General features: G+C 71.9%; 27 protein-coding genes. 18 read left to right on the forward strand and 9 right to left on the reverse strand.

All coding sequences use genetic code 11. The annotated features are described in order from the left end of the window. Positions 1-115 precede the first annotated feature (115 nt). Together ABD831_RS06105 and dapD are read right to left on the reverse strand one after the other, a co-directional pair. Positions 116-988, reverse strand: a complete 873-nt coding sequence (locus ABD831_RS06105) for a hypothetical protein (protein WP_425582791.1) — start codon at positions 986-988, stop codon at positions 116-118. 57 nt (positions 989-1,045) lie between these two features. Continuing rightward, entirely contained in the window at positions 1,046-1,978 is a 933-nt protein-coding gene (gene dapD, locus ABD831_RS06110) for a 2,3,4,5-tetrahydropyridine-2,6-dicarboxylate N-succinyltransferase (protein WP_344943105.1), read from the reverse strand. A 185-nt stretch (positions 1,979-2,163) separates the two neighbouring features. On the opposite strand from dapD, the gene dapE reads away from it, so the two are divergent. The 5 genes from dapE to ABD831_RS06135 all read left to right on the forward strand — a co-directional run bounded on the left by dapE (position 2,164) and on the right by ABD831_RS06135 (position 6,860). Beyond that, on the forward strand, positions 2,164-3,288 hold the full coding sequence (gene dapE / locus ABD831_RS06115; RefSeq protein ID WP_344943107.1) for a succinyl-diaminopimelate desuccinylase: 1,125 nt from the start codon (positions 2,164-2,166) through the stop codon (positions 3,286-3,288). A 23-nt stretch (positions 3,289-3,311) separates the two neighbouring features. Then, on the forward strand, positions 3,312-4,097 hold the full coding sequence (locus ABD831_RS06120; RefSeq protein WP_425582792.1) for an LOG family protein: 786 nt from the start codon (positions 3,312-3,314) through the stop codon (positions 4,095-4,097). Further along, entirely contained in the window at positions 4,094-4,489 is a 396-nt protein-coding gene (locus ABD831_RS06125; RefSeq protein WP_344943110.1) for a cell division protein DivIVA, read from the forward strand. Before ABD831_RS06120 ends, ABD831_RS06125 begins: the two co-directional genes overlap by 4 nt. After that, the gene (locus ABD831_RS06130; RefSeq protein WP_344943113.1) at positions 4,486-5,700 is read left to right on the forward strand and encodes a hypothetical protein; all 1,215 of its coding nucleotides are present in this window, start codon (positions 4,486-4,488) and stop codon (positions 5,698-5,700) included. Before ABD831_RS06125 ends, ABD831_RS06130 begins: the two co-directional genes overlap by 4 nt. A 185-nt stretch (positions 5,701-5,885) precedes the next feature. Continuing rightward, positions 5,886-6,860, forward strand: coding sequence for a hypothetical protein (locus tag ABD831_RS06135; protein WP_344943117.1), 975 nt, complete (start codon positions 5,886-5,888; stop codon positions 6,858-6,860). A 110-nt stretch (positions 6,861-6,970) separates the two neighbouring features. On the opposite strand, the gene ABD831_RS06140 is transcribed toward ABD831_RS06135, so the two are convergent. After that, entirely contained in the window at positions 6,971-7,795 is an 825-nt protein-coding gene (locus tag ABD831_RS06140) for an enoyl-CoA hydratase/isomerase family protein (RefSeq protein WP_344943120.1), read from the reverse strand. 152 nt (positions 7,796-7,947) lie between these two features. On the opposite strand from ABD831_RS06140, the gene ABD831_RS06145 reads away from it, so the two are divergent. Continuing rightward, complete coding sequence (locus tag ABD831_RS06145; protein ID WP_013493416.1) at positions 7,948-8,121, forward strand: DUF3117 domain-containing protein; 174 nt, start codon at positions 7,948-7,950, stop codon at positions 8,119-8,121. A gap of 142 nt (positions 8,122-8,263) precedes the next feature. Here the strand turns inward: ABD831_RS06145 and ABD831_RS06150 are convergent, their stop codons facing one another. Then, positions 8,264-8,887, reverse strand: a complete 624-nt coding sequence (locus ABD831_RS06150) for an O-methyltransferase (RefSeq protein WP_344943123.1) — start codon at positions 8,885-8,887, stop codon at positions 8,264-8,266. 72 nt (positions 8,888-8,959) lie between these two features. Between ABD831_RS06150 and ABD831_RS06155 the strand changes: the two genes are divergently transcribed. From ABD831_RS06155 to ABD831_RS06185, 7 genes are all read left to right on the forward strand, one after another. Next, a complete protein-coding gene (locus ABD831_RS06155; RefSeq protein ID WP_344943126.1) occupies positions 8,960-9,418 on the forward strand; it encodes a hypothetical protein in 459 nt (152 codons plus the stop codon). A 150-nt stretch (positions 9,419-9,568) separates the two neighbouring features. Next, positions 9,569-10,228 carry an RNA polymerase sigma factor SigE gene (gene sigE / locus ABD831_RS06160; protein ID WP_344943128.1) on the forward strand — a complete coding sequence of 220 codons (660 nt, stop codon included), beginning with the start codon at positions 9,569-9,571 and terminating at the stop codon, positions 10,226-10,228. A gap of 18 nt (positions 10,229-10,246) precedes the next feature. Next, positions 10,247-10,957, forward strand: a complete 711-nt coding sequence (locus tag ABD831_RS06165) for an anti-sigma factor family protein (RefSeq protein WP_344943130.1) — start codon at positions 10,247-10,249, stop codon at positions 10,955-10,957. After that, positions 10,954-12,588 (forward strand): trypsin-like peptidase domain-containing protein, encoded by a 1,635-nt coding sequence (locus tag ABD831_RS06170; protein ID WP_344943133.1) that lies wholly within the window; start codon positions 10,954-10,956, stop codon positions 12,586-12,588. The genes ABD831_RS06165 and ABD831_RS06170 overlap by 4 nt, the downstream gene beginning before the upstream one ends. A gap of 55 nt (positions 12,589-12,643) precedes the next feature. Next, positions 12,644-13,000 (forward strand): twin-arginine translocase TatA/TatE family subunit, encoded by a 357-nt coding sequence (locus tag ABD831_RS06175; RefSeq protein ID WP_142177049.1) that lies wholly within the window; start codon positions 12,644-12,646, stop codon positions 12,998-13,000. A gap of 53 nt (positions 13,001-13,053) precedes the next feature. Then, a complete protein-coding gene (locus ABD831_RS06180; protein ID WP_344943137.1) occupies positions 13,054-14,883 on the forward strand; it encodes an ABC transporter ATP-binding protein in 1,830 nt (609 codons plus the stop codon). Next, complete coding sequence (locus ABD831_RS06185) at positions 14,880-16,709, forward strand: ABC transporter ATP-binding protein (protein ID WP_344943140.1); 1,830 nt, start codon at positions 14,880-14,882, stop codon at positions 16,707-16,709. The genes ABD831_RS06180 and ABD831_RS06185 overlap by 4 nt, the downstream gene beginning before the upstream one ends. A gap of 56 nt (positions 16,710-16,765) precedes the next feature. Here the strand turns inward: ABD831_RS06185 and ABD831_RS06190 are convergent, their stop codons facing one another. The 4 genes from ABD831_RS06190 to ABD831_RS06205 form a co-directional block, all read right to left on the reverse strand. Then, positions 16,766-17,908: an Mrp/NBP35 family ATP-binding protein gene (locus ABD831_RS06190; RefSeq protein ID WP_344943143.1), complete on the reverse strand. Its 1,143-nt coding sequence runs from the start codon at positions 17,906-17,908 to the stop codon at positions 16,766-16,768. Positions 17,909-18,017: 109 nt separating this feature from the next. Next, a complete protein-coding gene (locus ABD831_RS06195; protein WP_344943147.1) occupies positions 18,018-18,578 on the reverse strand; it encodes a DUF1003 domain-containing protein in 561 nt (186 codons plus the stop codon). Beyond that, entirely contained in the window at positions 18,575-19,882 is a 1,308-nt protein-coding gene (locus ABD831_RS06200) for a magnesium transporter MgtE N-terminal domain-containing protein (protein WP_142177053.1), read from the reverse strand. Before ABD831_RS06200 ends, ABD831_RS06195 begins: the two co-directional genes overlap by 4 nt. A gap of 17 nt (positions 19,883-19,899) precedes the next feature. Further along, on the reverse strand, positions 19,900-20,577 hold the full coding sequence (locus ABD831_RS06205) for a hypothetical protein (RefSeq protein WP_344943151.1): 678 nt from the start codon (positions 20,575-20,577) through the stop codon (positions 19,900-19,902). Between the two features lie 89 nt (positions 20,578-20,666). Between ABD831_RS06205 and ABD831_RS06210 the strand changes: the two genes are divergently transcribed. After that, positions 20,667-21,740: an HpcH/HpaI aldolase/citrate lyase family protein gene (locus tag ABD831_RS06210; RefSeq protein ID WP_344943154.1), complete on the forward strand. Its 1,074-nt coding sequence runs from the start codon at positions 20,667-20,669 to the stop codon at positions 21,738-21,740. 3 nt (positions 21,741-21,743) lie between these two features. Then, positions 21,744-22,622: an HpcH/HpaI aldolase/citrate lyase family protein gene (locus ABD831_RS06215; protein WP_344943157.1), complete on the forward strand. Its 879-nt coding sequence runs from the start codon at positions 21,744-21,746 to the stop codon at positions 22,620-22,622. A gap of 69 nt (positions 22,623-22,691) precedes the next feature. Here ABD831_RS06215 and ABD831_RS06220 read toward each other — a convergent pair whose 3' ends face one another. Further along, positions 22,692-23,489 carry an alpha/beta hydrolase-fold protein gene (locus tag ABD831_RS06220; RefSeq protein WP_344943160.1) on the reverse strand — a complete coding sequence of 266 codons (798 nt, stop codon included), beginning with the start codon at positions 23,487-23,489 and terminating at the stop codon, positions 22,692-22,694. Positions 23,490-23,574: 85 nt separating this feature from the next. Between ABD831_RS06220 and ABD831_RS06225 the strand changes: the two genes are divergently transcribed. The 3 genes from ABD831_RS06225 (at position 23,575) to ABD831_RS06235 (ending at position 26,717) form a co-directional block, all read left to right on the forward strand. After that, positions 23,575-24,468, forward strand: a complete 894-nt coding sequence (locus tag ABD831_RS06225) for an extensin family protein (RefSeq protein ID WP_344943163.1) — start codon at positions 23,575-23,577, stop codon at positions 24,466-24,468. Between the two features lie 92 nt (positions 24,469-24,560). Further along, positions 24,561-25,970, forward strand: a complete 1,410-nt coding sequence (gene proS, locus ABD831_RS06230) for a proline--tRNA ligase (RefSeq protein ID WP_344943165.1) — start codon at positions 24,561-24,563, stop codon at positions 25,968-25,970. A 66-nt stretch (positions 25,971-26,036) separates the two neighbouring features. Next, on the forward strand, positions 26,037-26,717 hold the full coding sequence (locus tag ABD831_RS06235; RefSeq protein ID WP_344943168.1) for a nitroreductase family protein: 681 nt from the start codon (positions 26,037-26,039) through the stop codon (positions 26,715-26,717). The last annotated feature ends 8 nt before the right edge of the window (positions 26,718-26,725 follow it).

Here is a 26,725-nt window from a genome sequence, read left to right on the forward strand (position 1 = left end):
CGTACCCGGGGTCACGCGGGTCGGGCCGCCCGTCCCGGATGCAACACGCCCGAGCCGGGCCGCCCCCGCCGTGACCGCGTGCGGCCGGCCGCGACGAGGGCGTATGCCGTGTGGCTCAGCCGAGGTTGATCGTGACCGTCGTGCTGTCCGTCCCCGACGACCACCCCTGGTCACCGGCCGCGCGCTCCCAGGCGCGGTCACCGATGCCGACCTTGCTGACGCCGTACATCTCGGCGCGCGCGACGGCCCACTGGGCGACGGCCCAGGCCGTGGTCCGGTCCCGGGCGGTGACGGTGAGCAAGCCCTTCCCCGGGCGGGCGGAGCCCACCCCCATCTGCTCGGCGAGGTCGCTCGCGACCCGCTGCGGCGCGACGCTCGTCCTCACGGCATCCAGCCGGCACGTCAGGCCGGCAGGGGAGTGGCCGGTCAGCGTGGACGCGAGCACGCGACCCTGTCCCTCGTGGTCGCGGTAGGCCTCGGGGAAGCCGCTCTTCTGCACCCGCTGGGCGATCTTCGTGATGTCGGCCGTCTCGTAGCCCTGGTACTTCACCAGGGCGTCGTAGAAGGCGTTCGTCGCGTGCACCGGGTCGAGGATCTGCTCCTTCGTGCCCCAACCCTGGCTCGGCCGCTGCTGGAAGAGGCCGAGTGAGTCACGGTCCCCATAGCGCAGGTTGCGGATCTTCGACTCCTGGAACGCCGTGGTGAGGGCGATCGTCGCCGCCCGTGGCGGCATGCCGCGCTTGATCGACAGCGCCGAGATGAGCGCGGCGTTGGCGGTCTGGTCCGGGTCGAAGGTCTCGGTGATCCCGGAGGCCTGGATCGTGCACTGCGGGTTGACGACGCTCTGGATGAGGAAGCGGGCCCCGAACCAGCCGGCGGTGCCGACGACGGCCAGCACGAGCAGCACGGTCACCCACCGGCGTCGGCGGCGCGTCGGTGATCGTCGCCGCGAGTCGGCAAGGGTCGGGCCCGGTCGTTTCGTCGGCATGGGGTCCTCGGGTGGTCCGGCTCTGGTCTGAACCGGGGGTGGCGTGCGGGGTCTGGGTCAGTCGTTGGCGTGGAGCGCGGCGTTCAGCGTGATGCCGGTGCCCTTGCGGTCCCGGGCCTCGACGGCGCCGGTCACGCTGTTGCGGATGAACAGCACGTTGTTCGATCCCGACAGCTCCTTGGCCTTGACCACGGTGCCGTCGGGAAGCGTCACCTTGGTGCCGGCCGTCACGTAGAGCCCGGCCTCGACGACGCAGTCGTCCCCGAGCGCGATGCCGATGCCACCGTTGGCTCCGACCAGACAACGCTCGCCGATGCTCACGCGTTCCGTGCCGCCGCCGGAGAGGGTGCCCATGATCGAGGCGCCCGCCCCGATGTCGGACCCGTCGCCGACGACGACGCCCTGGACGATGCGTCCCTCGACCATCGAGGTGCCGAGCGTGCCGGCGTTGAAGTTGCAGAAGCCCTCGTGCATGACGGTCGTGCCGGCGGAGAGGTGGGCGCCGAGCCGCACCCGATCGGCGTCGGCGATGCGCACGCCCTGCGGGACGACGAAGTCGGTCATCCGCGGGAACTTGTCGACCCCGTAGACCGCCACGTGCTGGCCCCGTGCGCGCAGCCGCATCCGGGTCTGCTCGAAGCCGTCGACCGGGCAGGCGCCGGCGCTCGTCCAGACGATGTTGGGCAGGGCGCCGAAGACGCCGTCGAGGTTGATCGTGTTCGGCGCGGTGAGGCAGTGGGAGAGCAGGTGCAGGCGCAGGTAGGCGTCGGGCGCGTCAGCAGGGGGAGCGTCGAGGTCGATCTCGACGAGCCGGATCTCGGTGCGAACCCGTCGGGCGTCGTCGGTGCCCACCAGGGCGTCCAGCCCCTCGGGGGCCGACGCGTCGGCCGGGCGCTCACCGAGGGCCGGCCGCGGGAACCACGTGTCGAGCACCTGCCCGTCGTCCGTGATCGTCGTCAGTCCGTGTCCCCATGCGTTGCGCTCCGACATGGCGGCAAGGATATGGGGCGCCGGTGCCGCGGTGAAACGGCGACCCACGGCGCGGACGGTCCGCGGCTGCCGAGTCCTGCCCGAGTCCTGCCCGAGTCGTGCCCGAGTCGTGCCCGAGTCCGGCCCGACGTCCTGCCCGGGATCCTGCCGCCGTCGAGCCGTCCCCTGCAGATAACCTTCCGCGTATGCCGTCGACCGCCTCGTCCGCCGACCCGACCACCTCTGCCGCCGCACCGGGCGAGCGCAGTGCCGTCCTCGACCTCTCCGCCGACGTCACCTCGCTGACGGCCGCCGTCTGCGACATCGAGTCGGTCAGCAAGGACGAGGCGGCGCTCGCGGGAGCCATCGAGGACGCGCTGCGACCGCTCGCGCACCTCGAGGTCTCGCGGCACGGCAACACGGTCGTCGCACGCACGACCCTCGGTCGCGCCGAGCGGGTCGTCCTGGCCGGCCACATCGACACCGTTCCCCTCACCTCCGTGCCCAACCTGCCGACGCGCCACGTCGACGGCGAGCTGTGGGGCCGGGGCACGGTCGACATGAAGGGCGGCGTGGCTGTCATGCTGCGCATCGCCGCCCAGGTCGCCGAGCCGACCCGTGACCTGACCTTCCTCTTCTACGAGGGCGAGGAGATCGAGGGCGAGTTCAACGGCCTGGCCATCCTCGCTGACACCTCGCCCGAGCTGCTCGCAGGCGACTTCGCCGTGCTCCTCGAGCCGACCAACGGCGACATCGAGGGCGGGTGCAAGGGCACGCTGCGCGTCGAGATCGTCACCAAGGGCATCGCCGCCCACTCGGCGCGGCCGTGGAAGGGCCACAACGCGATCCACGACGCGGCGGCCGTGCTGTCGCGCCTCACGGCCTACGAGGCCGAGACCATCACCGTCGACGGCCTCGACTACCACGAGGCGCTCCAGGCCGTCGGCATCAGCGGCGGCATCGCCGGCAACGTCGTCCCCGACCGCTGCACGGTCACGGTCAACTACCGCTACGCCCCCGACAAGGACACCGAGGAGGCGCTGGCCCACGTGCGCCGGGTCTTCGAGGGCTTCGACGTGGTCCTCACGGACGCCGCGGACGGCGCCCGACCGGGCCTGCACCTGCCGGCCGCACAGGCGTTCATCGAGGCACTCGGTGTCCAGGTCAACCCCAAGGAGGGCTGGACCGACGTCGCTCGCTTCTCGGCGCTCGGCATCCCGGCCGTCAACTACGGGCCCGGCGACCCCAACCTCGCCCACATGGACGACGAGCGCTGCCCCGTGCACCAGTACGTCGACGCCGAGGCCGCCCTGCTGCGCTGGCTCCGCTGAGCTCGTTGCATAGGGTTGGCGCTGTGACCGACCACCAGCCTCTGTCCGAGGTGCCGCGCGACGCGCCGTCCAGCCCGCGCACGGACCGCCGTCAGACCGGCCCGGTGACCCTGCGTGGTCACAACGTGCCGCCGACGACGACCGACCAGCGGCTGCTCGAGACGCGCCAGCCCACCGACTGGCTGCACGCCGACCCGTGGCGCGTCATGCGCATCCAGTCGGAGTTCGTCGAGGGCTTCGGCACGTTGTCCGAGCTCGGCCCCGCAGCCGCCGTGTTCGGTTCGGCGCGCATGACCGCCGACGACCCGGCATACGCCATGGGTGTGGAGGTGGGCCGTCTGCTCGCCGAGGCGGGGTATGCCGTCATCACCGGCGGCGGCCCGGGCGCTATGGAGGCCGCGAACAAGGGGGCCTTCGACGCCGACGGCACGTCGGTCGGGCTGGGCATCGAGCTGCCGTTCGAGACCGGCCTCAACGAGTACGTCGACCTCGGGATCAACTTCCGCTACTTCTTCGCCCGCAAGGTCATGTTCCTCAAGTACTCCCGCGGCTTCATCGTGCTGCCCGGTGGCTTCGGCACCCTCGACGAGCTGTTCGAGGCCGTCACCCTCGCGCAGACGCAGAAGGTCACCGAGTTCCCCGTGGTGCTGATGGGCGTCGCCTACTGGCAGGGCCTGCTCGACTGGATGCGAGACACGGTGCTCGCGAACGGCATGATCAACCCGACCGACCTCGACCGGATCATCGTCACCGACGACCCGCACGAGGCCGTCCGGGCCATCCGCACCTATGAGGAGCCGCACGCGTGAAGTGGTTCATCCTCTTCGTCGGGATCATCGTCCTGTGCTTCGTCGTCGCGCTGATCCTGGGGCTGGCCGGCGGCGGCCTCGGGCGGGGCACCTCGAGCCTGAGCCACGAGCCGCTGCCCGACGAGCCGATCCGTGACGCCGACTTCGACGACCTCGTCTTCGACGTGAGCCCTCGCGGCTACCGGATGAGCCAGGTCGACGGGGTGGTCGACCGCCTCCGGCGCGAGCTGCGTGAGAAGGACGAGGAGATCGCCGTGCTCCGCGGCGACGACGCTGTCCCGGCTGCCGAGCCCGCGGCGGCCGCCGAGCAGTCCGAGCCGGCAGAGCACTCCGAGCACGCAGAGCCCGCCGGGCAGTCCGATCCGACGGTCGGCCCCGAACGCACCACATGACGGAGGGGCTGGTCCTGCGGCCTCGCCGCGTCTTCATCGGCTGGGTGCTCGCGCTCTACGCGCTGGCCCGGGTCGTCACGACCACGATCCTGCTGCTCGTCATGCAGCACCAGGTCCCGTCCGGCATGACCGGAGGCGACGACGTCCCGGTCTCCTACTTCCCCTTCACGGCGCTCTGGGACGGGCAGTGGTACCAGACCATCGCCCTGCACGGATACCCGTCCGAGCTGCCGATGAGCGAGGGTGGAAGCGTCCAGCAGAACCCGTGGGCGTTCTACCCGCTCTTCCCCTTCATGGCCCGGGCCGGCATGGCCGTGACGGGCCTCGGGTTCCCGGCCGTCGGGTCGACGATCGCGCTGCTCTGCGGTGCCGGTGCGGCGGTGCTCATGGGACTGCTGCTGCGCGGGCGCATCGGCGACCGCGCGGCATACCTCGTCGTGGCGCTGTGGGCGAGCTTCCCCGCGTCCGTGGCGTTGCAGCTGGCCTACACCGAGTCGCTGGCGATGCTGCTGCTCGTCGGCTACCTCTACGCCCTGGCCAGGGAGCGCTGGCTCGTGGCGACGGTGGTGGCGCTGCTCGTCGGGCTCTCGAGACCGATCGCGGTGCCGCTGGGGCTCGTCACCCTGGTGGTGGTCGTCCTGCGCTGGCGCGCGCGCCGCGACCGGCCGATCAGCAAGGGGACGTATGCCGCCATGGTCGCCGCGCTCGTCGGCTGCGGTGTCGCCGGGCTGCTCTGGCCCGCCATCGCGTGGTGGCGCACCGGTGTCCGCTCGGCCTACACCGACACAATGGCCACCTGGCGCGGGTCGGGGACGGTGGAGCCGTTCACGCCGTGGCTCGGCATGTCCAAGTACGCGTTCGGTGACACGTGGGGCCCGGTGCTGCTCGTCGTCGTGCCGCTGATCCTCGTCGCCGTCGTCGCGGGGCCCTGGGCACGCAGCCTCGGGGCTGACCTGCGCACGTGGACGCTGGCCTACCCGGCCTACCTCGCCGCCGTGCTCGACCCGTTCACGAGCATCTTCCGCTACCTGATCCCGCTCTTCCCGGTCCTCGTCGTCATGCTCGGCGCGGGCTGGGCCGACCGGCGGGGCAACACGTGGAAGCGGCTGCTGTGGCGGTTCGTGCCGCTGCTCGTGCTCTTCGTCGTCGGGCAGTACTACTGGACCGACATCCTGTGGCGCTTCATCCCCCCGAGCGACTACCCGCCCTGACCTGCCGGGCTAGCCACGGAAGGGGCGGCCGATCGTCCTGCGCGTGGTGGGGTGATCACCACGCGATCCGGCAGATCATTCCGCGGACCATCGGCCTGCCCACACCCGGTGCCCATGGTGGCGCGTCATCCACACCCGTGGAGGCCGAGCCAGCCACGATGCGTGGAGGGCGTCAGGCTGAGAGCATGACTCTGACAGCGGGGGCGGCCGTCGTAGCCGAGTTGCAGTGCGGGATCGTGACCCGTCGTCAGCTGCTCGAGACCGGCGTCAGCCGCGAAACCCTTCGGTGGCGCGTCGGGCGGGACTGGCGCCTGTTGCTGCCCGGCGTCTACGCGCTGCAGACCGGCCTGCCGACGCAGCAGCAACGACTGGTGGGTGCCCAGCTGCTCGGAGGCGACGGCGCCTGGCTGGCAGGGTCGACCGCGGCGGCGCTGCACGGGCTGCAGGCCTGTTCGGTCCGAGTGCCGATCCGCGTTCTCGTGCCCGCACCTCGCCGCTCGCGCCGGATATCGTGGGTCGACATCCGGAGCACGACCCTTCTCGGGGAGCCGATGGTGAGTCGAGGGCCTCTGCGGCTGGGTTGCCTGGCGCGCGCGGTCGTGGATGCGGCGGCCGAGACGGCCGACGAGCGAGGCGCCCGGGCACTGGTGATCGAGGCCGTCCAGCGCCGACTCGTGCGGCTCGACGACGTGGAGCACTGGGTCGACGCCCGGGGTCGCCCGGGTTCGGTCCGCCTGCGGCGCCTGCTCGCCGAGGCGGCGGCGGGCGCCTGGTCGGTGCCGGAGTCCGACCTGCTCGCACTGATCCGGACGTCGAGGCGCCTGCCCACACCGATGGCGAACCCGGTGCTCACCGGACCGGCCGGCGAGGCCCTGACCTCGCCAGACGTCTGGTTCGACGACGTCGGCCTGGCTGTCATGGTCCAGTCACGCCGGTTCCACGCCGACAGCCTCGACTGGGACGCCACCGTCGAGCAGGGCTCGGACCTCTCGGCGATGCGTGTGGTGGTCGTCGGCGTCACCCCGTCGGCGCTCGCACGGGACCCCGAGGCCCAGCTGCGACGCATCGAGCGAGCTCACCAGGCCGCAGCGCACGCCGGGGAGCGAGCACCGGTCACCGCGCGGGAGCGCAACACCCTCCGCCTCGGGGTGGCGGGCTGAGCCGCAGATGCGTGACGGTCCGGCGAATGGTCCGGCGACTGGTGGGGTGATGACGCCACCGGATGCAGCACCATCCGCATGTTCATCCCCGGAGGGCGACGGGGCGGACGTCACGAGCCGGTGTAGCTGGGCTTCTCCTTGGCCAGGAAGGCGTCGACCGCGGCGCGGTGGTCGCTGCTGCCGCCGGTGAGCGCCATCAGCTCCGCCTCGTTGGCCAGGGCGTCGGGCAGGTCGGCGCCCGCCGAGTAGGCCACGGCGCGGCGGATCGAGCCGTAGGCCAGCGTCGGACCGTCGGCCAGCTGACGCGCGAGCTCCGTGACCGCGGCCTCCAGCTCGTCGTCGGGCACGACCTTCGTCACGAGCCCGAGCGCCAGGGCCTCCTGCGCCGAGACGGTGCGGGGCATGAGCAGCAGCTCCTTGGCGCGCGCCGGCCCGATGAGGCGAGGCAGCGTCCACGAGGCACCCGAGTCGCAGGAGAGCGCGATGCCCGCGAACGAGGTGTTGAGTCCGGCCTGCTCGGACGCGACCCGGAAGTCGCAGGCGAGCGCGAAGCTCATCCCGGCCCCCGCGGCCACACCGTTCAGCGCCGCGACGACCGGCTTGTTCATCGTCGACAGGGCGATGACGATCGGGTTGTAGTGGTCGGTGACCGTCGTCGCGAGCGTCGAGCTCGGGTCGCTGAGGCTGCGCACGTGCTCCTTGAGGTCCTGGCCGACGCAGAAGGCGCGACCGGTCCCGGTGAGGACGACGCACCGGACGGCGGGGTCTCCGCCGACCTCGTGCAGCGCCGCGACGAGGGCGTCCTTGAGGGCGTTGTCGAGGCTGTTCATCGCCTCGGGGCGGTTCAGCCGGAGCCACGCGATGCCGTCGGCGACCTCGACGAGCAGCGGCTCGGTGGAGGGGGCGGTGGAGGGGGAGTCAGGCGTCTGCGTCATGGGCGTCACTCTGTCCCAATCCGTCCCGTTGCGGAAGCGTGACCGGCCCGTCACGGCCGTGACGTGCCCTCTGTCACATCCCCAATTAGGTCTCGCAAACGAGACACGGAATAATGGTGCCAAAGACCGAGGATTCCTAGGGAAGGGGAACCATGGCAGCAATGAAGCCGAGGACCGGCGATGGCCCGCTCGAGGTCGTCAAGGAGGGCCGCGGCATCGTGCTGCGGATGCCCCTTGAAGGCGGCGGGCGTCTCGTCGTCGAGATGACCCCCGACGAGGCTGCAGCTCTGCGTGACGCGATCCAGGGTTGTGACGGCGTCAACTGACCCTTCCGGCTGATCCAGGTTCGACGGCCCCCGACCTCACGGTCGGGGGCCGTTTCGCGTCCACGCGCCCGAGATCAGGTATGCCGCGTGGCCGGCCACCCGGCATACCTGATCAGCGCTCCGCAGGGCTCCTCAGCGCTCCTCAGCGCTTGACGGCGACGAGCAGGCCCTCACCCACGGGCAGCAGCGAGACGATGAACTGGTCGTGCTCGCGGATGGAGCGGCCCACCTCCCGCAGCGTGCGCGTCTCCGCGTCGCGGTTGGCGGGGTCGGACTCCCGGTCCGACCACGTCATGACGAGGGTGCCGCCGCGACGCAGCAGGCGCGTCGCCTGCGCGAGGTAGTCGGGGTACTCCTCCTTGTCGGCGTCGACGACGACGAGGTCGTAGGCGCCGTCGGTCATCCGGGGGAGCACCTCGAGGGCCCGGCCGGCGATGACGCGGGTGCGCTGGTGGGCGATGCCGGCGGCGGCGAACGCGTCGCGCGCGGCTCGCTGGTGCTCGGTCTCGAGGTCGATGGTGGTGAGGATGCCGTCGGCCGGCATGCCGCCGAGCAACCACAGCCCCGAGGCCCCGGCGCCGGTGCCGATCTCCATGACGGCCTTGGCCCCGGTCGCGGCGGCGAGCATCTGGAGCACGGCCCCGACGCCGTTGCCGACGGCCGGTGCGCCGAGCTCCTCGCCGCGGTGGGTGGCCTCCTCGACCTGCTCGCTCGGGGTGACGAACTCCTCGGCGTGCGACCACGCGGCGACCTTCTGGGTGCTCATGTTCGTCACCCTACTGTGACCAGATGGGCCGGTTCGGCACCCCGCCGCCCGGATCCGGGTAAGGATCAGCTCATGGACGAACAGGACGTGCCGATCGCGGAGCACCGGCGTCCGGCCGGCGTCGACGATGCCACCGTGGAGGCCCTCGGCAAGCTGTCGGAGGCCCTCGAGGTCATCGAGGACGCCCGCGGCCACCTCTACGCCTTCCACCGGCTGACGGGCTCGGGCGACCTCGCGCTCGGCGACGCGGTCGACCTCTTCCGGGCGGCGGGCCACGGCGAGCTCGCCGACCGGCTCCAGGACGAGCTCGTCGGCCGCAACGTCATCCAGGGGCGGTGGACGTTCCAGATCGTCGAGGAGTACGACGACGACTACTACGCCACGTTCAAGCGCCTCGAGGCGGCGGCGCGCGACGACCTCGTCGGTGGCCGCCGCCACCTCTTCGAGGCGGAGATGAAGGAGGACCGCCGCACCCACGGCCGGGCCCACCACGAGGCGGTGCCGCACGACGGCAGTGAGCAGGCGCCCTGACCGGCGCTGACCGCCGCCACCCCGCCCACAGCAGAACCACAGGTTCCGGCTGGCGGCCGGACAGCCCCATCCGAGACGATCATCGGGAACGAATCGAGACCAGACGGCGTTTGTGTCGTTGAACCCTCTGCCTGAAAGGCGCAGCCCCCTGTGAGCACCAGCGTGACGTCCACCTCTCCCACCTCGGTGGAGCAGGCCGACTCGACGTGGACCCCTCCCACGTGGGAGGAGATCGTCGAGCAGCACTCGGCGCGCGTCTACCGCCTGGCCTACCGCCTCACGGGCAACCCGCACGACGCCGAGGACCTGACGCACGACGTCTTCGTCCGCGTGTTCCGGTCGCTGCACTCCTACCAGCCGGGAACCTTCGAGGGCTGGCTGCACCGCATCACGACGAACGTCTTCCTCGACAAGATGCGCCGCAAGCAGCGCATCCGCTTCGACTCCCTGCCCGAGGACGCCGCAGGGCGCCTGCCGAGCAGCGAGAAGGGCCCCGAGCAGACCTACCACGACGCTCGTTTCGACGACGACGTCCAGCGTGCGCTCGACGCGCTCGCGCCGGAGTTCCGCGCGGCCGTCGTGCTGTGCGACATCGAGGGGCTCTCCTACGAGGAGATCAGTGCCACGCTCGGCGTCAAGCTCGGCACGGTGCGCTCGCGCATCCACCGCGGCCGCGCCCAGCTGCGCGAGGCCCTCGCCCACCGGGCGCCCGAGGTGGCCGCCGCCGCACGTCCTGCCAAGCCCGAGTCGCGTGGCGCGCGTGCCGGCCTGCGCCTGCCCGGCCGCCGCGTCGCCGCGAGCTCGCGCTGAGGCCGGGAAGGTGATGTCGTGACGCCGCACCTCAAGGGATACGTCCGGGCGTACGTCGACCGTGCCCTGCCGCCGGCGATGCTGCACCTCTACGACAAGCACCTCGTCTGCTGCGCCGTCTGCCGTGCGGCCGCCGACCAGGAGCGCCGCATCGTCGCTGCCCTGCGCTCCGACACCGGCGTCCCGATGAGCCTGCGGACCTCGCTCATGGGTCTGGCCGTCGCCCCCGCGGGCGACCCCCAGCCAGCTCCCGCTGCTCCCGAGGTCCCCAGAGGGCCGCGCATCCCGATGCCACCGGCCGGTTTCCGTATGCCGTCCGCGCCCTCCTACGAGCCCGTGCCCACCGTGCGCCCGACCGCCCCCGCCCTGCACCGCTCGCCCATGCGGGCCGCGGTCGTGGCCTCGATCGCGGCCGGAGCCTCCGTGGCTGCGGCCTGGGGCCTGGCCATCGCCCCCGTGCCCGGCGCGCGGACCCCCTCGGTCCGCGGCCCCGTGGCGAGCTTCGGCGACAGCTCGGTCAGCGCCGTGAACTTCGGCGGCTCCGTGCTGCGCAGCGACCGGGTGACGCCGGTCAGCCGCACCTACCCGGGCACCACTGACATCGGTGCCGGCAACGTGCCCTACTGGGTCGTGACCACTCGCGCGACGACCCGTGCGATCGGCACCGCATCCGGAGTCGTGGCCCCGGTTCGGATCACCAGCGTCCGTTCGGCACAATCAGGCCCATGAGCGACGAGCCGACGACGCCGGGCCACGAGCCGACGGCAGCTCCCGAGCAGCCTGCCGCGCCCGACGACTCGGCGACGTCCACGCGAGGTGCCGAGCCATCTGCGGCGCCGGAGCGGGAGCAGACCGGCATCATCGACCTGAACGACACACGGGCCATCCCGTCGAGCCACCCGGACCCGTCCGGTGACGACGCCTGGTTCGACGTCTTCGGCGGGGAGCACCCCACCGAGGGCGCCGGCGTCCCGGTGCGAGCCGACTCCTCGTGGGGGAGCGACCGCGCCGACGCCATCGCCGAGCAGGCCTACCGGTCGAGCTACGCACCGCCGGCGGCCACCTCCGGGGCCGGGTCCCCAGGTGCCGCAGCCGTGGCCGGCGCCTCCGGTGCCGCGGCCGCGGGCGGGCCCGAGAGCCCTGCAGGCCAGGGGGCGAGCACGGAGACGGCGGCCCAGCACCCGGCATACGTCGGCCCGGTGCCACAGGCACCCGTCCATTCGTCCACCGGCGCCGCACCCACGGAGCCCGGCGGGGTGCTGCTGACCGACGCGCCCTCGGGGCGTCGGCGAGGCCGCGGCAGGCTGGCCGCCGTGGTGGTCGGTCTGTGCCTGCTCTCGGGCGTCATCGGCGGCGTCGCCGGCCAGCTGGCCCAGGACCGCATCAACCTGGCCGGCACGACCCTGCCCGACCCCGGGCCGGGCGCCACGCAACGCCCGGCCGGATCCATCGCCAACATCGCCGCCATCGCCCTCCCGAGCGTCGTCACCATCAAGGTGGACGCCGGCAGCGAGGGCTCGGCCACGGGCTCGGGCTTCGTCGTGGACACGAAGGGCCACATCCTCACCAACAACCACGTCGTCGAGCCCGGCGTCAACGGGGACATCGAGGTCGTGCTGAGCAACGGCGACACGGAGAAGGCGACGATCGTCGGCCGGGACTCGAGCTACGACCTCGCCGTCCTCAAGATCTCGCGCACCGACCTCAAGCCGCTCACCCTCGGTCCGTCCGACAAGGTCGTCGTCGGCGACCAGGTCATCGCCGTCGGGGCTCCGCTGGGACTCGACCAGACGGTGACGACCGGCATCATCAGCGCGCTCAACCGCCCGGTGACGCCCGGTGAGGGCAGCGAGTCCTCCTACATCAACGCGATCCAGACCGACGCCGCGATCAACCCCGGCAACTCCGGCGGGCCCCTGCTCGACATGTCCGGCAAGGTCATCGGTGTCAACAGCGCCATCGCGCGGGTGCCCGGCACCAGCGGCTCGACGGGCGGCAGCATCGGGCTCGGCTTCGCCATCCCGAGCGACCAGGCAAGACGCACCGCCGACCAGCTCATCGCGACCGGCAAGGCCACGCACCCGGTCATCGGCGTCAAGCTCAACCGCACCTTCTCCGGTGAGGGCGCCGAGGTCGACGACGCCGCCGACGCCGTCACCGCCGGGGGGCCCGCCGCCAAGGCAGGGGTCAAGGCCGGCGACGTCATCGTCGGCTTCGAGGGCAAGCGCATCCGCACGCCTGACCAGCTCATCGTCTCGATCCGCGCGAGGGCCGTCGGCGACACCGTGAGCCTCAAGGTGCGGCGCGACGGCAAGGAGCTCGAGCTGCAGATGACCCTCGAGGCCGATCCGGCCAAGTAGCTCTCGGCTCGCCACCGTAGGATGGCGCAGCCGGTACGCGTGGAAGCGAGGGACTGTGTTCGACATCAACGGGTGGGAGCTGCTCCTGCTCGGTCTGCTCGCGATCCTCATCCTGGGTCCCGAGCGCCTGCCCGAGTACGCCGCCAAGTTCGGCAAGTTCGTCCGCCAGGCGCGCAGCATGGCCGACCGCGCCAAGCAGCAGCTCAAGGACGAGATGGGCCCGGAGTTCTCCGACGTCGACTGGCGGGCCTACGACCCTCGCCAGTACGACCCGCGCAAGATCGTGCGTGACGCGCTCGCGTCCCCGCCCGACGAGGACGACGAGCCGTCACCGGTCGTCGACAAGCCGGTCAGCACTCCGCGCGCCCACGACCCCTCGCTGCCCACCCCCTGGGACAGCGAAGCGACCTGAATCTCTGACCCAGAGGCATCGCTGTCGGAGGTCGGGGTTATCGTCGCTGCTTGATGCCTGCCGACCCGACCTCGCACCCGCCCGCCTCCGTCCGGTCCCTCTGGCGGCTCCGGAGCTACCTCAGGCCCCATCGGTGGGCCCTGGCCGTCATGTTCGCCGTGTCGCTGGCGGGTGTCGGCGTCACGATCGCGATCCCGCTCGTCACGCGCGCCATCATCGACGGACCCATCACGCGGCACGAGCTGGGGCCGGTCCTGCCGCTCGGGCTGCTCGCCCTGGCCCTCGGCATCCTCGAGGCCGTCCTCGTCTTCGTGCGCCGGTGGGTCCAGTCCAACGCCGTCCTCGGTCTCGAGAGCGACCTGCGCCGCGACCTCTACGAGCGGCTGCAGTCGCTGCCGATGAGCTTCCACACCCGGTGGCAGTCGGGTCAGCTGCTCTCCCGGGTGACGACCGACCTCTCGGCCATCCGCCGCTTCAGCGGCTTCGGGCTGCTCTTCCTCGTCGTCAACGTCCTGCAGGTCCTCGTCGTCACGATCGTGCTGCTGACGATGTACTGGCCTCTCGGCCTCGTCGTGGCGGCGACGGCAGCGCCGATCGTGTGGCTGTCGATGCGCTTCGAGAAGGCCTACGTCGTCGTGTCCCGTGGCGTGCAGGACCAGCAGGGGGACCTCGCCACCCTCGCCGAGGAGGGCGCCGTCGGGATCCGCGTCACCAGGTCCTTCGGCCGCAGCGACCACATGGCCAGGCGCTACGACGAGGCAGCCCTCGAGCTGCGCGCGACGAGCCTGGCCAAGGTCCGGCTCGCGGCGAAGTTCTGGACGTTCCTCGAGGTCATCCCCAACCTCGCCGTCGTCGTGGTGCTCCTGCTCGGGGCCATCGGGGTCGGCAGGGGAGCCCTGACCCCCGGCGAGCTCGTCGCCTTCATCACCCTCCTGCTCTCGCTCGTGTGGCCCGTCTCCTCGCTCGGCGTCATCCTCGCGATGGCGCAGGAAGCCATGACCGCTGCAGCGCGTGTCCTCGAGATCTTCGACACCGAGCCCGACATCGTCGCCGGCGACCAGCGGGTGCGGGCACCCCGCGGCCACCTGCGCTTCGAGCACGTCGACTTCGCCTTCCCTGACGCGCCGGCCCAGCCGGTGCTGCGTGACGTCAACCTCGACGTGCCGCCGGGCCAGACACTGGCGCTGGTCGGCGCCACGGGTTCGGGCAAGACCGCGCTGACCGCCCTGGTCCCGCGCCTGTTCGACGTGACCGGCGGTCGCGTCACCATCGACGGCGTCGACGTGCGCGACCTCGACCTCGCGGCCCTGCGCAGCCTGGTGGCCACCGCGTTCGAGGAGCCGACGCTCTTCTCGATGAGCGCCCGCGAGAACGTCACCCTCGGGCGCTCCGATGCCGCGGAGGACGATGTGCTCGCCGCGCTGGAGATCGCCCAGGCCGGCTTCGTCCATGACCTTCCGTGGGGTCTCGACACCCGCATCGGCGAGCAGGGCCTGTCGCTCTCCGGCGGTCAGCGGCAGCGGCTGGCGCTCGCCAGGGCGGTGCTGTCCCAGCCGGCCGTGCTCGTGCTGGACGACACCCTGTCGGCCCTCGACGTGCACACCGAGAAGCTCGTCGAGGAGGCGCTGTCCAACGTGCTGTCGGCGACGACCGGTCTCGTCGTGGCCCACCGCGCCTCGACCGTGCTGCTCGCCGACCGCGTGGCGCTGCTCGAGCACGGCACCGTCACGCACGTCGGCACCCACCGCGAGCTGCTCGAGCACGTGCCGGCCTACCGTGACCTGCTCGCCGCGGATCCCGTGGATCCCACCGATCCCGACGATGTCACCGACCGTTCCGGTCCCGCGTCCGAGGCGCCGACCACCGAGGGGGTGCACGCATGAGCTCCGCCACCCAGCAGTGGCGCGGAGTCGCTGCGGACGACATCGAGGGCGACCTGACGGCGGAGACCAGCGCCCGCCTGGCCGGCCGCTCCCGCAGGCTCCTGGGGGAGGTGCTGCGTCCGTGGCGCCGCGCCCTCTGGTGGCTCATGGTCGTCGTCGTCGTCGAGAACGCCGCCCGCCTGTCCATCCCCTACCTCGTCAAGGAGGGCATCGACACCGGCATCCCGCCCATCCGTGCCTCCGGCGACCTCGGGCCGTTGCTGCTCGTCGTCGGCCTCGTGCTCGGTGCCACCGTGACCCAGGCCGTGGCGCGCAACCTGTTCCTCGTCCGGTCCGGCGTGATCGGTCAGGACATCCTTCTCTCGATCCGCCGACGGGTGTTCCGCCACTTCCAGCTGCTGAGCCCGGCCTTCCACGACCGCTACACCTCCGGTCGGGTGATCTCCCGCCAGACGTCCGACGTCGACGCCATCTACGAGATGCTCGAGACCGGGTTCGACGGTCTCGTCACGGCCGCCCTGACCCTCGTCGGCACCTCGGTGCTGCTGCTCGTGCTCGACGTCAAGCTCGGCATCGTCGCTCTGCTGTGCGGGCCGGCCCTCGTCCTGCTGACCAACTGGTTCCGCAAGGAGTCGGCCAAGAGCTACCGAGCCACCCGCGAGAAGGTCGCCCTCGTCATCGTCCACTTCGTCGAGTCGATGAACGGCATCCGGGCCGTGCAGGCCTTCCGCCGCGAGCCGCGCAACCAGGCGATCTTCGACGACGTCAACGACCAGTACCGCCGCGCCAACCTCGTCGCGTTCCGGCTCGTCGCCTGGTTCATGCCCGGCATCCGCCTCATCGGCAACGTCACGATCGCCGCCGTCCTGCTCTACGGCGGCTACCTCGCCTACCACGGCGAGGTCACCGTCGGGGTGCTGGCGGCGTTCCTGCTCTACCTGCGCCAGTTCTTCGAGCCGATGATGGAGATCTCGCAGTTCTACAACACCTTCCAGTCCGCCTCCGCCGCCCTCGAGAAGCTCTCGGGCGTGCTGGAGGAGGTGCCCGACGTGCCCGATCCGACCGACCCGGCGCCGCTCGCAGCGGCTCGCGGCGAGGTGCGTTTCGACGCGGTGCGGTTCGCCTACGTCGAGGGCTCCGTCGTGCTCCCCGGCCTCGATCTCACGGTGCCCGCCGGGCAGACGGTGGCGCTCGTCGGCACGACGGGGGCCGGCAAGACGACCATCGCCAAGCTGGCGACGCGGTTCTACGACCCGACCGGGGGCGCGGTGCTGCTCGACGGCCTCGACCTCCGTCGTCTCGCCTCCGAGGACCTGCACCGGGCGGTCGTCATGGTGACCCAGGAGAACTACCTCTTCAGCGGCACCGTCGCCGACAACATCCGGTTCGGCCGCCCTGACGCCACGGACGAGGAGGTCGAGTCCGCGGCCCGGTCGCTGGGGGCGCACGAGTTCATCGCGGCGCTGCCGCAGGCCTACGACACGCCGGTCTCCAACCGCGGAGGGCTGCTGAGCGCCGGGCAGCGGCAGCTCGTCGCGTTCGCGCGCGCCTTCCTGGCCGACCCCGCCGTGCTCATCCTCGACGAGGCGACGTCATCGCTCGACATCCCGTCGGAGCGGCTCGTCCAGCGGGCGCTCGGCACGATCCTTGCCGGACGCACGGCCATCGTCATCGCCCACCGGCTCTCGACGGTCGAGAACGCCGACCGGGTGCTGGTGCTCGAGCACGGGCGCATCGTCGAGGACGGCACGCCGAGCGACCTCGTCGCAGCCGGGGCCGGGCGTTACTCCGACCTGCATCGCGCCTGGGTCGACTCGCTCGCCTGACAACCGAGAGAGCAGCTCCGGGGTCCGCGAGCTGCTCTCTCGACCAGAGGATGGGGTCAGCGACCGGCGGGGGTGAGACCGAGCGAGCGGCCGGCGAGACCACGGGCACGGGAGCCGAGGTTGCGGGCGATGCCGCGCAGCGCCACAGCCGCGGCCGTGTCGGGTGCTCCGAGCACGACGGGGGTGCCGCTGTCGCCGCCCTCACGCAGGCGCGTGTCGAGCGGGATCTGGCCGAGCAGCTCGACCGGGGCGCCGATGCTCCTGGTCAGCGAGTCCGCGACCGCCTGGCCGCCACCGGAGCCGAAGATCTCCTGGCGCGTGCCGTCGGGAAGCTCGAGCCAGCTCATGTTCTCGATGACGCCGACGACGCGCTGGTGCGTCTGCAGCGCGATCGAGCCGGCTCGCTCGGCCACCTCGGCGGCGGCCTGCTGCGGCGTGGTCACGACGAGGATCTCGGCCGTCGGGATGAGCTGCGCGACGGAGATCGCGATGTCACCGGTGCCGGGCGGCAGGTCGAGCAGGAGCACGTCGAGGTCGCCCCAGAAGACGTCGCCGAGGAACTGCTGGAGCGCCCGGTGCAGCATGGGTCCGCGCCACACGACGGGCTGGTTGCCCGGGACGAACATGCCGATCGAGATGACCTTCACCTCGTGGCTGATGGGCGGCAGGATCATGTCGTCGACCTGCGTCGGGCGCTGCTCCACACCGAGCATGCGCGGCACCGAGAAGCCGTAGACGTCGGCGTCGACGACGCCGACGCGCAGGCCCTGCTCGGCCATCGCGGCGGCGAGGTTGACCGTCACCGACGACTTGCCGACGCCGCCCTTGCCGGACGCGACGGCATACACCCGCGTGAGGCTGTTGGGCTTGGCGAAGGGGATCTCCTTCTCCGGGGCGCCCCCGCGCAGCTGCGAGCGCAGCTCGGCGCGCTGCTCGTCGCTCATGACGTCGAGCTCGACCTCGACCGAGGTGACACCCTCGAGCGCGAGCAGGGCGTTGCTCGAGTCCTTGGTCAGGGTCTCCTTCATGGGGCAGCCCGACACGGTGAGGAAGATCGCGAGGTCGACCTTGCCGGCGTCGTCGATCTCGACCGACTTGACCATGCCGAGCTCGGTGATCGGCTTGCGGATCTCGGGGTCGTTGACCTTCGACAACGCCGTGAGCATCGCGTCACGACTGGGCAGTACGGCGACAGACATGTGTTCCATCGTATGCCGCGTGCCGGAGCCCCCGGACCACGCCCGCTGTCTACCGCAACACACCGAGGAGCTCGCAACACACCGGCGTCGGAACCCGGTGTGTCGCGACCTAGTCGGTGTGTTGCGAGAGGGGTGGGGCTTCGTCCGTGCCCCGGGCGGTCGTCCGGCTGTCCAGCTCGTCGAGCAGGGAGCGCAGCTCGGAGCGCACGAAGTCACGGGTCGCCTGCTCACGCAGGGCGAGGCGCAGCGAGGCGACCTCGCGGGTCAGGAACTCGGTGTCAGCGAGGTTGCGCTCGTCGCGGGCCCGGTCCTGCTCGAGGGCGACGCGGTCGCGGTCGGCCTGACGGTTCTGCGCGAGCAGGATGAGCGGGGCGGCATACGACGCCTGCAGGCTCAGCATGAGCGTCAGGAAGATGAACGGGAACTGGTCGAAGACGAGCGGGGACGGGGCCAGGATGTTCCACGCGATCCACGCAGCGACGAAGACCGTCATGCCGATGAGGAACTGCGCGGTGCCCATGAAGCGGGCGAACTGCTCCGACAGGACGCCGAAGGCCTCCTGGGTCAGGGTGATCCGGGGAAACACCCTGGCGCGCTTCTCCTGCGGCTGGTCGAGCTTGTCGCCGCGCACGGTGCGCGGTCCGGGGCGACGCTCCGCGCGCTCGCTCACGGGTTCACCCCCAGCTCATGCCGCTCCTCGCGCCAGTCCTCGGGGAGGATGTGGTCGAGCACGTCGTCGACGGTGACCGCACCGATGAGCCGGCCGTCGTCGTCGACCACGGGCAGCGAGACGAGGTTGTAGGTCGCGAGCGTTCGCGTCACGGTCTCGAGCGAGGCGGTCGCGACCACCGGCTCGATCTCCTTGTCGATGATCGACCCGACGGCTCCGTGCGGCGGCTCGCGCAGCAGGCGCTGGATGTGGACGAGACCGAGGTAGCGGCCCGTCGGTGCCTCGAGCGGCGGACGGCAGACGTAGACCATGGAGGCCAGGGCCGGGGCGAGCTCCTCGCGCCTGACGGTGGCGAGGGCCTCGGCGATCGTCGCCTCGGGGCCGAGGATGACCGGCTCGGTCGTCATCATGCCGCCGGCGGTCTTCTCGTCGTAGGCGAGCAGCCGGCGCAGGGGAGCCGCCTCGTCGGGCTCCATGAGCTGGAGCAGCTCCTCGGCCTGCTCCGGAGGCAGGTCGGCGAGCAGGTCGGCGGCGTCGTCGGGCTCCATCGCCTCGAGGACGTCGGCCGCGCGCTCGTTGGCGAGGCCCGCGAGGATCTCGACCTGGTCGTCCTCGGGCAGCTCCTCGAGGACGTCGGCGAGGCGTTCGTCGTCGAGGGCAGCGGCGACCTCGGCACGCCGCTTGGGGTTGAGGTCGTGGATGACCTCGGCGAGGTCGGCGACCTTGAGGTCGTCGTAGGTCTCGAGGAGGCGCTCGGCGCTCTGCGCGCCGGCCTGCTCGTGCAGTCCGACGACGTCGCGGATGTCGACCAGCATCGTCTTGCCCGAGCGGCGACGGGTCAGGCGCGACATCGCCTTCGACGCCGGTGACACCCCCGCCGGTGCCTGCCGCACGAAGACCCGCGTCCCCAGCCAGTCGCGGCGAGGCCCCTGCTCGATGGCGAGGTCCTCCACGAGCGAGTCGGCGAAACCCGCCTCGACGGCCTCGGCCGTCGTGACGCGCACCGTGCGGTCGAACAGCTCGGCCGCCACGAGGACCTCGTTGGTGCGTTGCTCGAAGCGGCGCATGTTGACGAGGCCGGTCGTGATGACGGCGCCGGCGTCGATGGAGGTCACCCTGGTCATCGGGACGAAGACCCGGCGACGGCCCGGCACCTCGACCACGAGGCCGATGACACGGGGCTCGGGACGGTTGGCCGAGAACATCACCACGACGTCGCGGACCCGCCCGACCTGGTCACCGAGCGGGTCGAAGACGCTCAGCCCGGTCAGGCGCGCGACGAAGACGCGGGTGCTCGCACTCATGGGGCAAGGCTATGGGGTCAGCGTCCCTGCCGACGGGTGCCACGTCGCTGGCGCTTCTTGCGCAGCTTGGCGCGCTCCTTCGCGGCGCGGCGGCCGGCCTTGGCCTCGTCGCGGGCGCGCTTGCGCTCGGCCTTCTCCTCGCCGCGACCACCCCAGTGCCAGGGGCGCCACGTCGTGGTCGTCGCGCCGGTCCGGGCGGGCGGCTCCCGGTGGTCGTGGGCGGCATACGCCCCAGGTGACTCGAGCGGGCTGTCGAAGGGGACCAGCGCCGTGACGGTGCACTCCGCGGCCCACCTCGTCAGCGAGTCGTCGACCGAGTTGAGCCGCGACGCCCGCAGCAGCCCGGTCGCTCGCTCCCACTCGGGGGTGCCCGGCTCCAGGACGTGCACGTGTGCCCGGACGGTGAGCAGGCGGCCACCGGTGTCCTTGCTGCGCAGGATGATCCGCACCTCGGGGGGCAGCCAGGGGAGGGGCTGCTCGCCGGGTCCGCTGACGACGAGCGCGGCTCCGTCGTCCCAGACGTGCCAGGCGGGCCAGGTGCGGTCGCCCTCCACCTCGATCCACAACAGGCCGGACTTCGTCATCGCCTCGCCCAGCAGGGCCGCGCCCACGGGGCCCACGGCGCCCGCGTCGCGCTGCTCGCTCGCAGGCTCGGACACCTGGCCTGTTGCCTTGTCGGTCGCGCGCTCGCTCACAACGCCACCATAGTGATCCCGCCCTCATCGGCGGCGCGCGTGACTGTCGTCATAACGCGCGCGGACGGGCCGTTGCTACGTTGGCGCCCATGCGCAGCGCCAAGGACTTCTTCCGCCCGCTCGCGGTGGGGGCGCCGACGCCCCTGACGCAGGTGCCGGCCCGCCCGTCACGGGTCATCCACTTCTTCGACCCGAGCAACCCCAAGATGGCCGCCAAGGTGCCGGGGCTCGTCGGCACCGTCGACGTGCTGCTCGGCAACCTCGAGGACGCCGTCAAGGCAGACAGCAAGGAGGCCGCACGCGCGGGCCTCGTCGAGATCGCGAAGGCCACCGACTTCGGGGAGAACACGCAGCTCTGGACGCGCATCAACGCCCTCGACAGCCCATGGGCTCTCGACGACCTGACGACGCTCGTCACCGAGATCGGCGACAAGCTCGACGTCGTCATGGTGCCCAAGGTGCAGGGCGCCGAGGACATCCACTACGTCGACCGCCTGCTGGCCCAGCTCGAGGCCAGGGCCGGACTGACCCGGCCGATCCTCGTGCACGCGATCCTCGAGACGGCACGCGGCATGGTCAACGTCGAGGAGATCTGCGGTGCCTCGCCGCGCATGCAGGGCCTCTCCCTGGGGCCCGCCGACCTCGCCGCCGACCGTCGGATGAAGACCACCCGCGTCGGCGGAGGCCACCCCGGCTACCTCGTGCGCACCGACCCGGTCGACGGCGACATCACGGGCGCGCGGGCGACCGCTCAGCAGGACCTGTGGCACTACACGATCGCCCGCATGGTCGACGCGTGTGCGATGCACGGGATCTACCCCTACTACGGGCCGTTCGGTGACATCCAGGACGTCGTCGCCTGCGAGGACCAGTTCCGCAACGCCTTCCTCCTCGGCTGCGTCGGCACGTGGTCGCTGCACCCGGTGCAGATCGAGATCGCCAAGCGGGTCTTCAGCCCGTCGGCGGACGACGTCGCGCACGCGCGTCGCGTCGTCGCGGCGATGGGTGACGGGACGGGGGCTGTCATGCTCGACGGCAAGATGGAGGACGACGCGAGCCTCAAGCAGTGCCTCGTCATCGTCGAGCTCGCCGAGCGACTGTCGCAGACCGACCCCGCGCTCGCGGAGCTGTACTCGGCCGCGCCCGCCCCGCAGGAAGGCTGACCCGTGCCCGACGCCACCACCTACCGTCCCCGTCGCTCGGTGCTCTACATGCCGAGCTCCAACGAGCGCGCGCTCGAGAAGGCCAAGACGCTCCCCGTCGACGCCCTCATCCTCGACCTGGAGGACGCCGTCGCACCGGACGCAAAGGATGCCGCACGCGAGAATGCCTGCGCCGCAGCGCGATCCGGTGACTACGGACGCCGTGAGCTGACGATCCGCGTCAACGGTCTCGGTTCGCAGTGGCACGACGACGACCTCGCCGCAGCTGCGGCCGCCGGTCCCGACGCCGTCGTCGTGCCGAAGGTGAGCTCCGCCGACGAGGTGCGTGCACTCGTCGTGGCGATGGAGGCGGCCGGAGCTCCGGCCCACACGCGACTCTGGGCCATGGTCGAGACGCCTGTCGCGGTGCTGCACGCGGAGGAGATCGCTCGGGCCTCCGGCCGGCTCGCCTGCCTGGTGCTCGGCACGAACGACCTCTACAAGGAGCTGGGCGCGACGTTCGCCCCCGGCCGCGCGGCCATCGCGGCGAGCCTGCAGCTCGCGCTGCTCGCCGCACGGGCCGCCGGCGTCTCGATCGTCGACGGGGTCTTCAACGACGTCAAGGACGCTGACGGCTTCCTCGCAGAGGCGCGCCAGGGCCGCGAGTGGGGCTTCGACGGCAAGACACTCATCCACCCCGGGCAGGTCGAGGCGGCCAACGAGGTCTTCGCCCCGAGCGACACGCAGGTCGAGGACGCCCGTGCGGTGATCGCCGCCTTCGAGCAGGCGAAGGCGGAGGGCCGCGGCGTCGCGACGCTGAACGGCCGGCTCATCGAGAACCTCCACGTCGACACGGCGCAGAAGGTCCTGGCGACCGCGGAGGCCATCGCCGCCCTGTCGTGACCGCACGCCATCGCCGCATGCCGCCGCCAGCAGGACGGCACACGCCATGGCTCCCAGGCCGACGGTCGGTCAGGTGGGACGGGTGGCGCGGTCTGCGGCCCAAGCCATCTCCGCAGGCACGTTGCCGCTCCAGAAGTCGTCGTCGTGTCCACCGGCGGTGAAGTGGGCCTCGCACCCCGGCAGCTGCCGGGCCAGGGTCCGGTTCGCCGCGATGAAGGGGTCCGAGGTGCCGCAGTCGAGCCGCACCGGGATGTCCTTCAGCCGGGACAGGCGGCCGAAGATCGAGTGGCGGTCGAAGTCGGATCGCCCGTCGTAGGCCCGCGCCGGCGTCTGGCTGCCCTTCAACCACAGCGCGGCGCTCGCGGCGACCACCCCGCTGACCCGCGACCGGCCGAGGTCACTCGCGAGGAGGAGAGCGCCGAAGCCGCCCATCGACCATCCGAGGAGAGTGACCGGCGAGGCCGCGGGGAGCCCCGCCGCGGCGACGGCCATCGGCAGGAGCTCGTCCCGGACCATGGCTCCGGTGTCGCTGCCGTCGCGCCGCGCGTGCCAGTAGGTGTCCGCGCCGTCGACGGAGACGAGCGCCATCCGCGAGGTCTCGACGGCGTCGCCGAGACCGAGGTTGAACGCGTCGTCAGCCGATCCTCCGAAACCGTGGAGCGCCACGACGAGGCCGAGCGGCCGCCCGGACCGCGGCACCGCCATCCGCCAGCGCGGTGCGTCGAGTCCGAAGCGGTTCGACAGGACGCCGTCGGTGAGGACGGGCCCGCCCGCGGACGAGCATCCGGCGACGGACACGAGGGCCGTCGCCAGGCCCGCGGCGCCGAGCAGCATCGCGCGCCGCGACGGACCGCTGTCGGTGGACATGGCGGGAGCGTAGCCGCGGACAGCGGTCCCGTCGGTGGACGCGCCCCGCGGGATCGGTGGACGGTGCTCGCGCGTTGGAGCAGTCATGAGCGGGGACACGCAGCGGGACGAGGGGGTCGGCACGCCACCTGGGCCGGCCGCCCCACGTCCCCTGATGTCTCGGCGTCGGCTGCTCTCGCTGGGCGCCGTCGGCGCCGCCGTCGCCGGCGGGGCGTATGCCGTGTCGCCCGGTCACGGCCTGCCGTCCCTCCCGCGGCTGCCCGGTCTGAACGAGCCGACCCCGGCGGAGCTGCGCATCGACCCGCAGCCGGTCGACTACCCCGAGCTTCAGGGCCGGCGGCGCATCGGGCCGGCGGCCTACGTCTACGAGGTGAGCGGGCGCGCCGCCACGTACTACGTCACGGAGCCGTTCGGGCGCCGACTCGACCGGTGGCTGGCGTTGCACCGCAGGCACATCGGCCAGGCGCCCGACGAGCTACGGTCCTTCGGTGCGTGGGTGCGGGGGTCCTCCACGTCGTGGCACAGCTCGGGGGAGGCCATCGACATCGCCCGGCTGCGCGCCGACGGGCGCGACCTCACGTCTCTGAGGTACGACCAGTGGCGCGACGCCCCCGCCACCGAGCTACGGCGTCGCCTCGCCCTCTACTGGCGTACCGCTGCCGGTCTGCACCACGAGTTCGCCGACGTGCTCACCTATCTCTTCGATGCCGCGCACGGCAACCACATCCACGTCGACATCGGGCGCTTCGGGCCCGAGCAGCCGCGTCTCATCCGCCGCTCCAACGCGCAGGTGCAGGCCGTGCAGGCGATGTGCCGCCACGTCTGGGGTCGCACCGACGTCGAGATCACCGGCGACTTCGACGACGTGACCCGGGACGCGACGACACGCATCCTCGAACAGGCCGGCGGCCCGGGCGAGCTCGCGGACTCCCGCGAGGCGTGGCAGGCGTTCATGGTCGCGACGATGCAGCGCGGCTGAGGCCGTCGCGGCCGGCCACGGCCGGCCACGGCCGGCCACGGCCGCGAGAATGCCAGAGGGCGCCGTGTCCCGCCGACCGTAGGATCGGGCGCATGCCCAAGACCGTGCTCACTCCCCAGTCCGAGGACTTCCCCCGCTGGTACCAGGACGTCATCGCCAAGGCCGAGCTGGCCGACAACGGGCCGGTGCGCGGCACCATGGTGATCCGACCGTACGGCTACGCGATCTGGGAGCGGATGCAGGCGGACATGGATCGTCGCATCAAGGAAGCCGGTGCCCGCAACGCGTACTTCCCGCTCTTCATCCCGGAGTCCTACCTGAGCCGCGAGGCCGAGCACGTCGAGGGATTCAGCCCCGAGCTCGCCGTCGTCACCCACGCCGGGGGCAAGGAGCTCGAGGAGAAGGTCGTCGTGCGCCCGACCTCCGAGACCGTCATCGGCGAGTACATGGCCAAGTGGACGCAGAGCTACCGGGACCTGCCGCTGCTGCTCAACCAGTGGGCCAACGTCGTGCGGTGGGAGCTGCGGCCGCGGATCTTCCTGCGCACCAGCGAGTTCCTCTGGCAGGAGGGGCACACCGCCCACGCCACCGAGGAGGATGCGCGGCTCTACGCGAAGCGGATCCACGAGGACGTCTATGCGGCCTTCATGCGCGAGATGCTCGCGATGCCCGTGGTCCTCGGCCGAAAGACCGCCCGCGAGCGGTTCGCCGGCGCGACGAACACCCTTGCGCTGGAGGGGATGATGCGCGACGGCAAGGCCCTGCAGATGGGCACGAGCCACGAGCTCGGACAGAACTTCGCCCGGGCCTTCGACATCGACTACCTCTCGGAGCAGGGTCGGCAGGAGACCTGCTGGACGACGTCGTGGGGCACGTCGACGCGCATGGTCGGCGGCCTCATCATGGGCCACGGCGACGACCGGGGACTGCGTGTGCCTCCTCGCCTCGCGCCGGTGCAGGCCCTCGTCATGGTGGTCAAGGAGGGGGAGGGGGTCATCGAGGCCGCGCGCCAGGTCGTCGCCGACCTCGTCGCCCGGGGCGTGCGCGCCGAGCTCGACGCCCGCGTCGACACGCCCTTCGGTCGCCGCGCGGTCGATGCCGAGCTCAAGGGCATCCCGGTCCGCGTCGAGATCGGCCCGCGCGACCTCGCCGAGGGCTCGGCCACCGTGGCCCGGAGGATCGTCGGGGGCAAGTCGTCGGTGCCGCTCGGCGCCGTCGTGGACACCGTGACGGGCGCGCTCGAGGAGGACCAGGATGCGATGTATGCCGCCGCGCTGGCCCACCGGGAGGCGAACACGACGTCGGTGGCCACCCTCGAGGACGCCGCGGAGGCAGCCCGAACCGGATGGGCGACGATCCCGTGGTCCACGCTCGGGCCCGAGGGCGAGGCGACCCTCGCCGAGTCGGCCGTCACGGTCCGGTGCCTGACGATGCCCGACGGGACCGTGCCCGCCTCCGAGGACGCCGACGGCGTGCTCGCGGTCGTCGGGCGGGCCTACTGACGGCTGCCGACGTGGTCCCGGCCACAGCACGTCCGGGAAGAGACGCGGCTGCGGCATGGTTGTCGGGTGCGTGAGGACGGTGAGCGCGACGTGACGGACAAGGCCAACCCTGCTGGACGGCATACGCCCCCGATGGTGCCGGCGCAGCCGGAGATCCTCACCCCGCTGCTGCGCGACCGCGAGAGCGTCATGGTCTACGACCGGTCCCACGTGCTCGGGCCGGACTCCCTGCGCGCCATCCTCGAGGCTGCGCGCTGGTCACCGTCGGCCGGCAACAGCCAGCCCTGGGGCTTCATCGTCGGTCTGCGCGGTGACGACACGCACGCCGCGATGGTCGAGGTCCTCTCGTCGGCCAACCAGGTGTGGGCCCCGTCGGCGTCGGCCATCATCCTGACGCTGCACCAGGTGGCGACCGACGAGGACCACGAGATCGCCTACAGCGACTACGCGATGTTCGACCTCGGCCAGGCCGTCGCCCACATCACCGTGCAGGCGCGGTCGATGGGTCTGCAGGTGCGCCAGTTCGGAGGTTTCGACCACCGGGCTGCCACCGAGCGGTTCGCCGTGCCACCCCACTGGGCGGTCACCACCGGCATCGCGCTGGGGCTTCCCGCCGGCCCGGACGACGACGCCGAGATGCCGGGATGGGTGCGCACCCGGGCGCGCCTGCCTCGCTCGAGGCTGCCGCTCGAGGCGTTCGTGCACTCGGGCAAGTTCGGCCACCCGGCCGACTTCCTCACCGACTGACGGATGGA

The organism is Terrabacter ginsenosidimutans, assembly GCF_039539425.1.
Taxonomy (GTDB): Bacteria; Actinomycetota; Actinomycetes; order Actinomycetales; family Dermatophilaceae; genus Terrabacter; species Terrabacter ginsenosidimutans.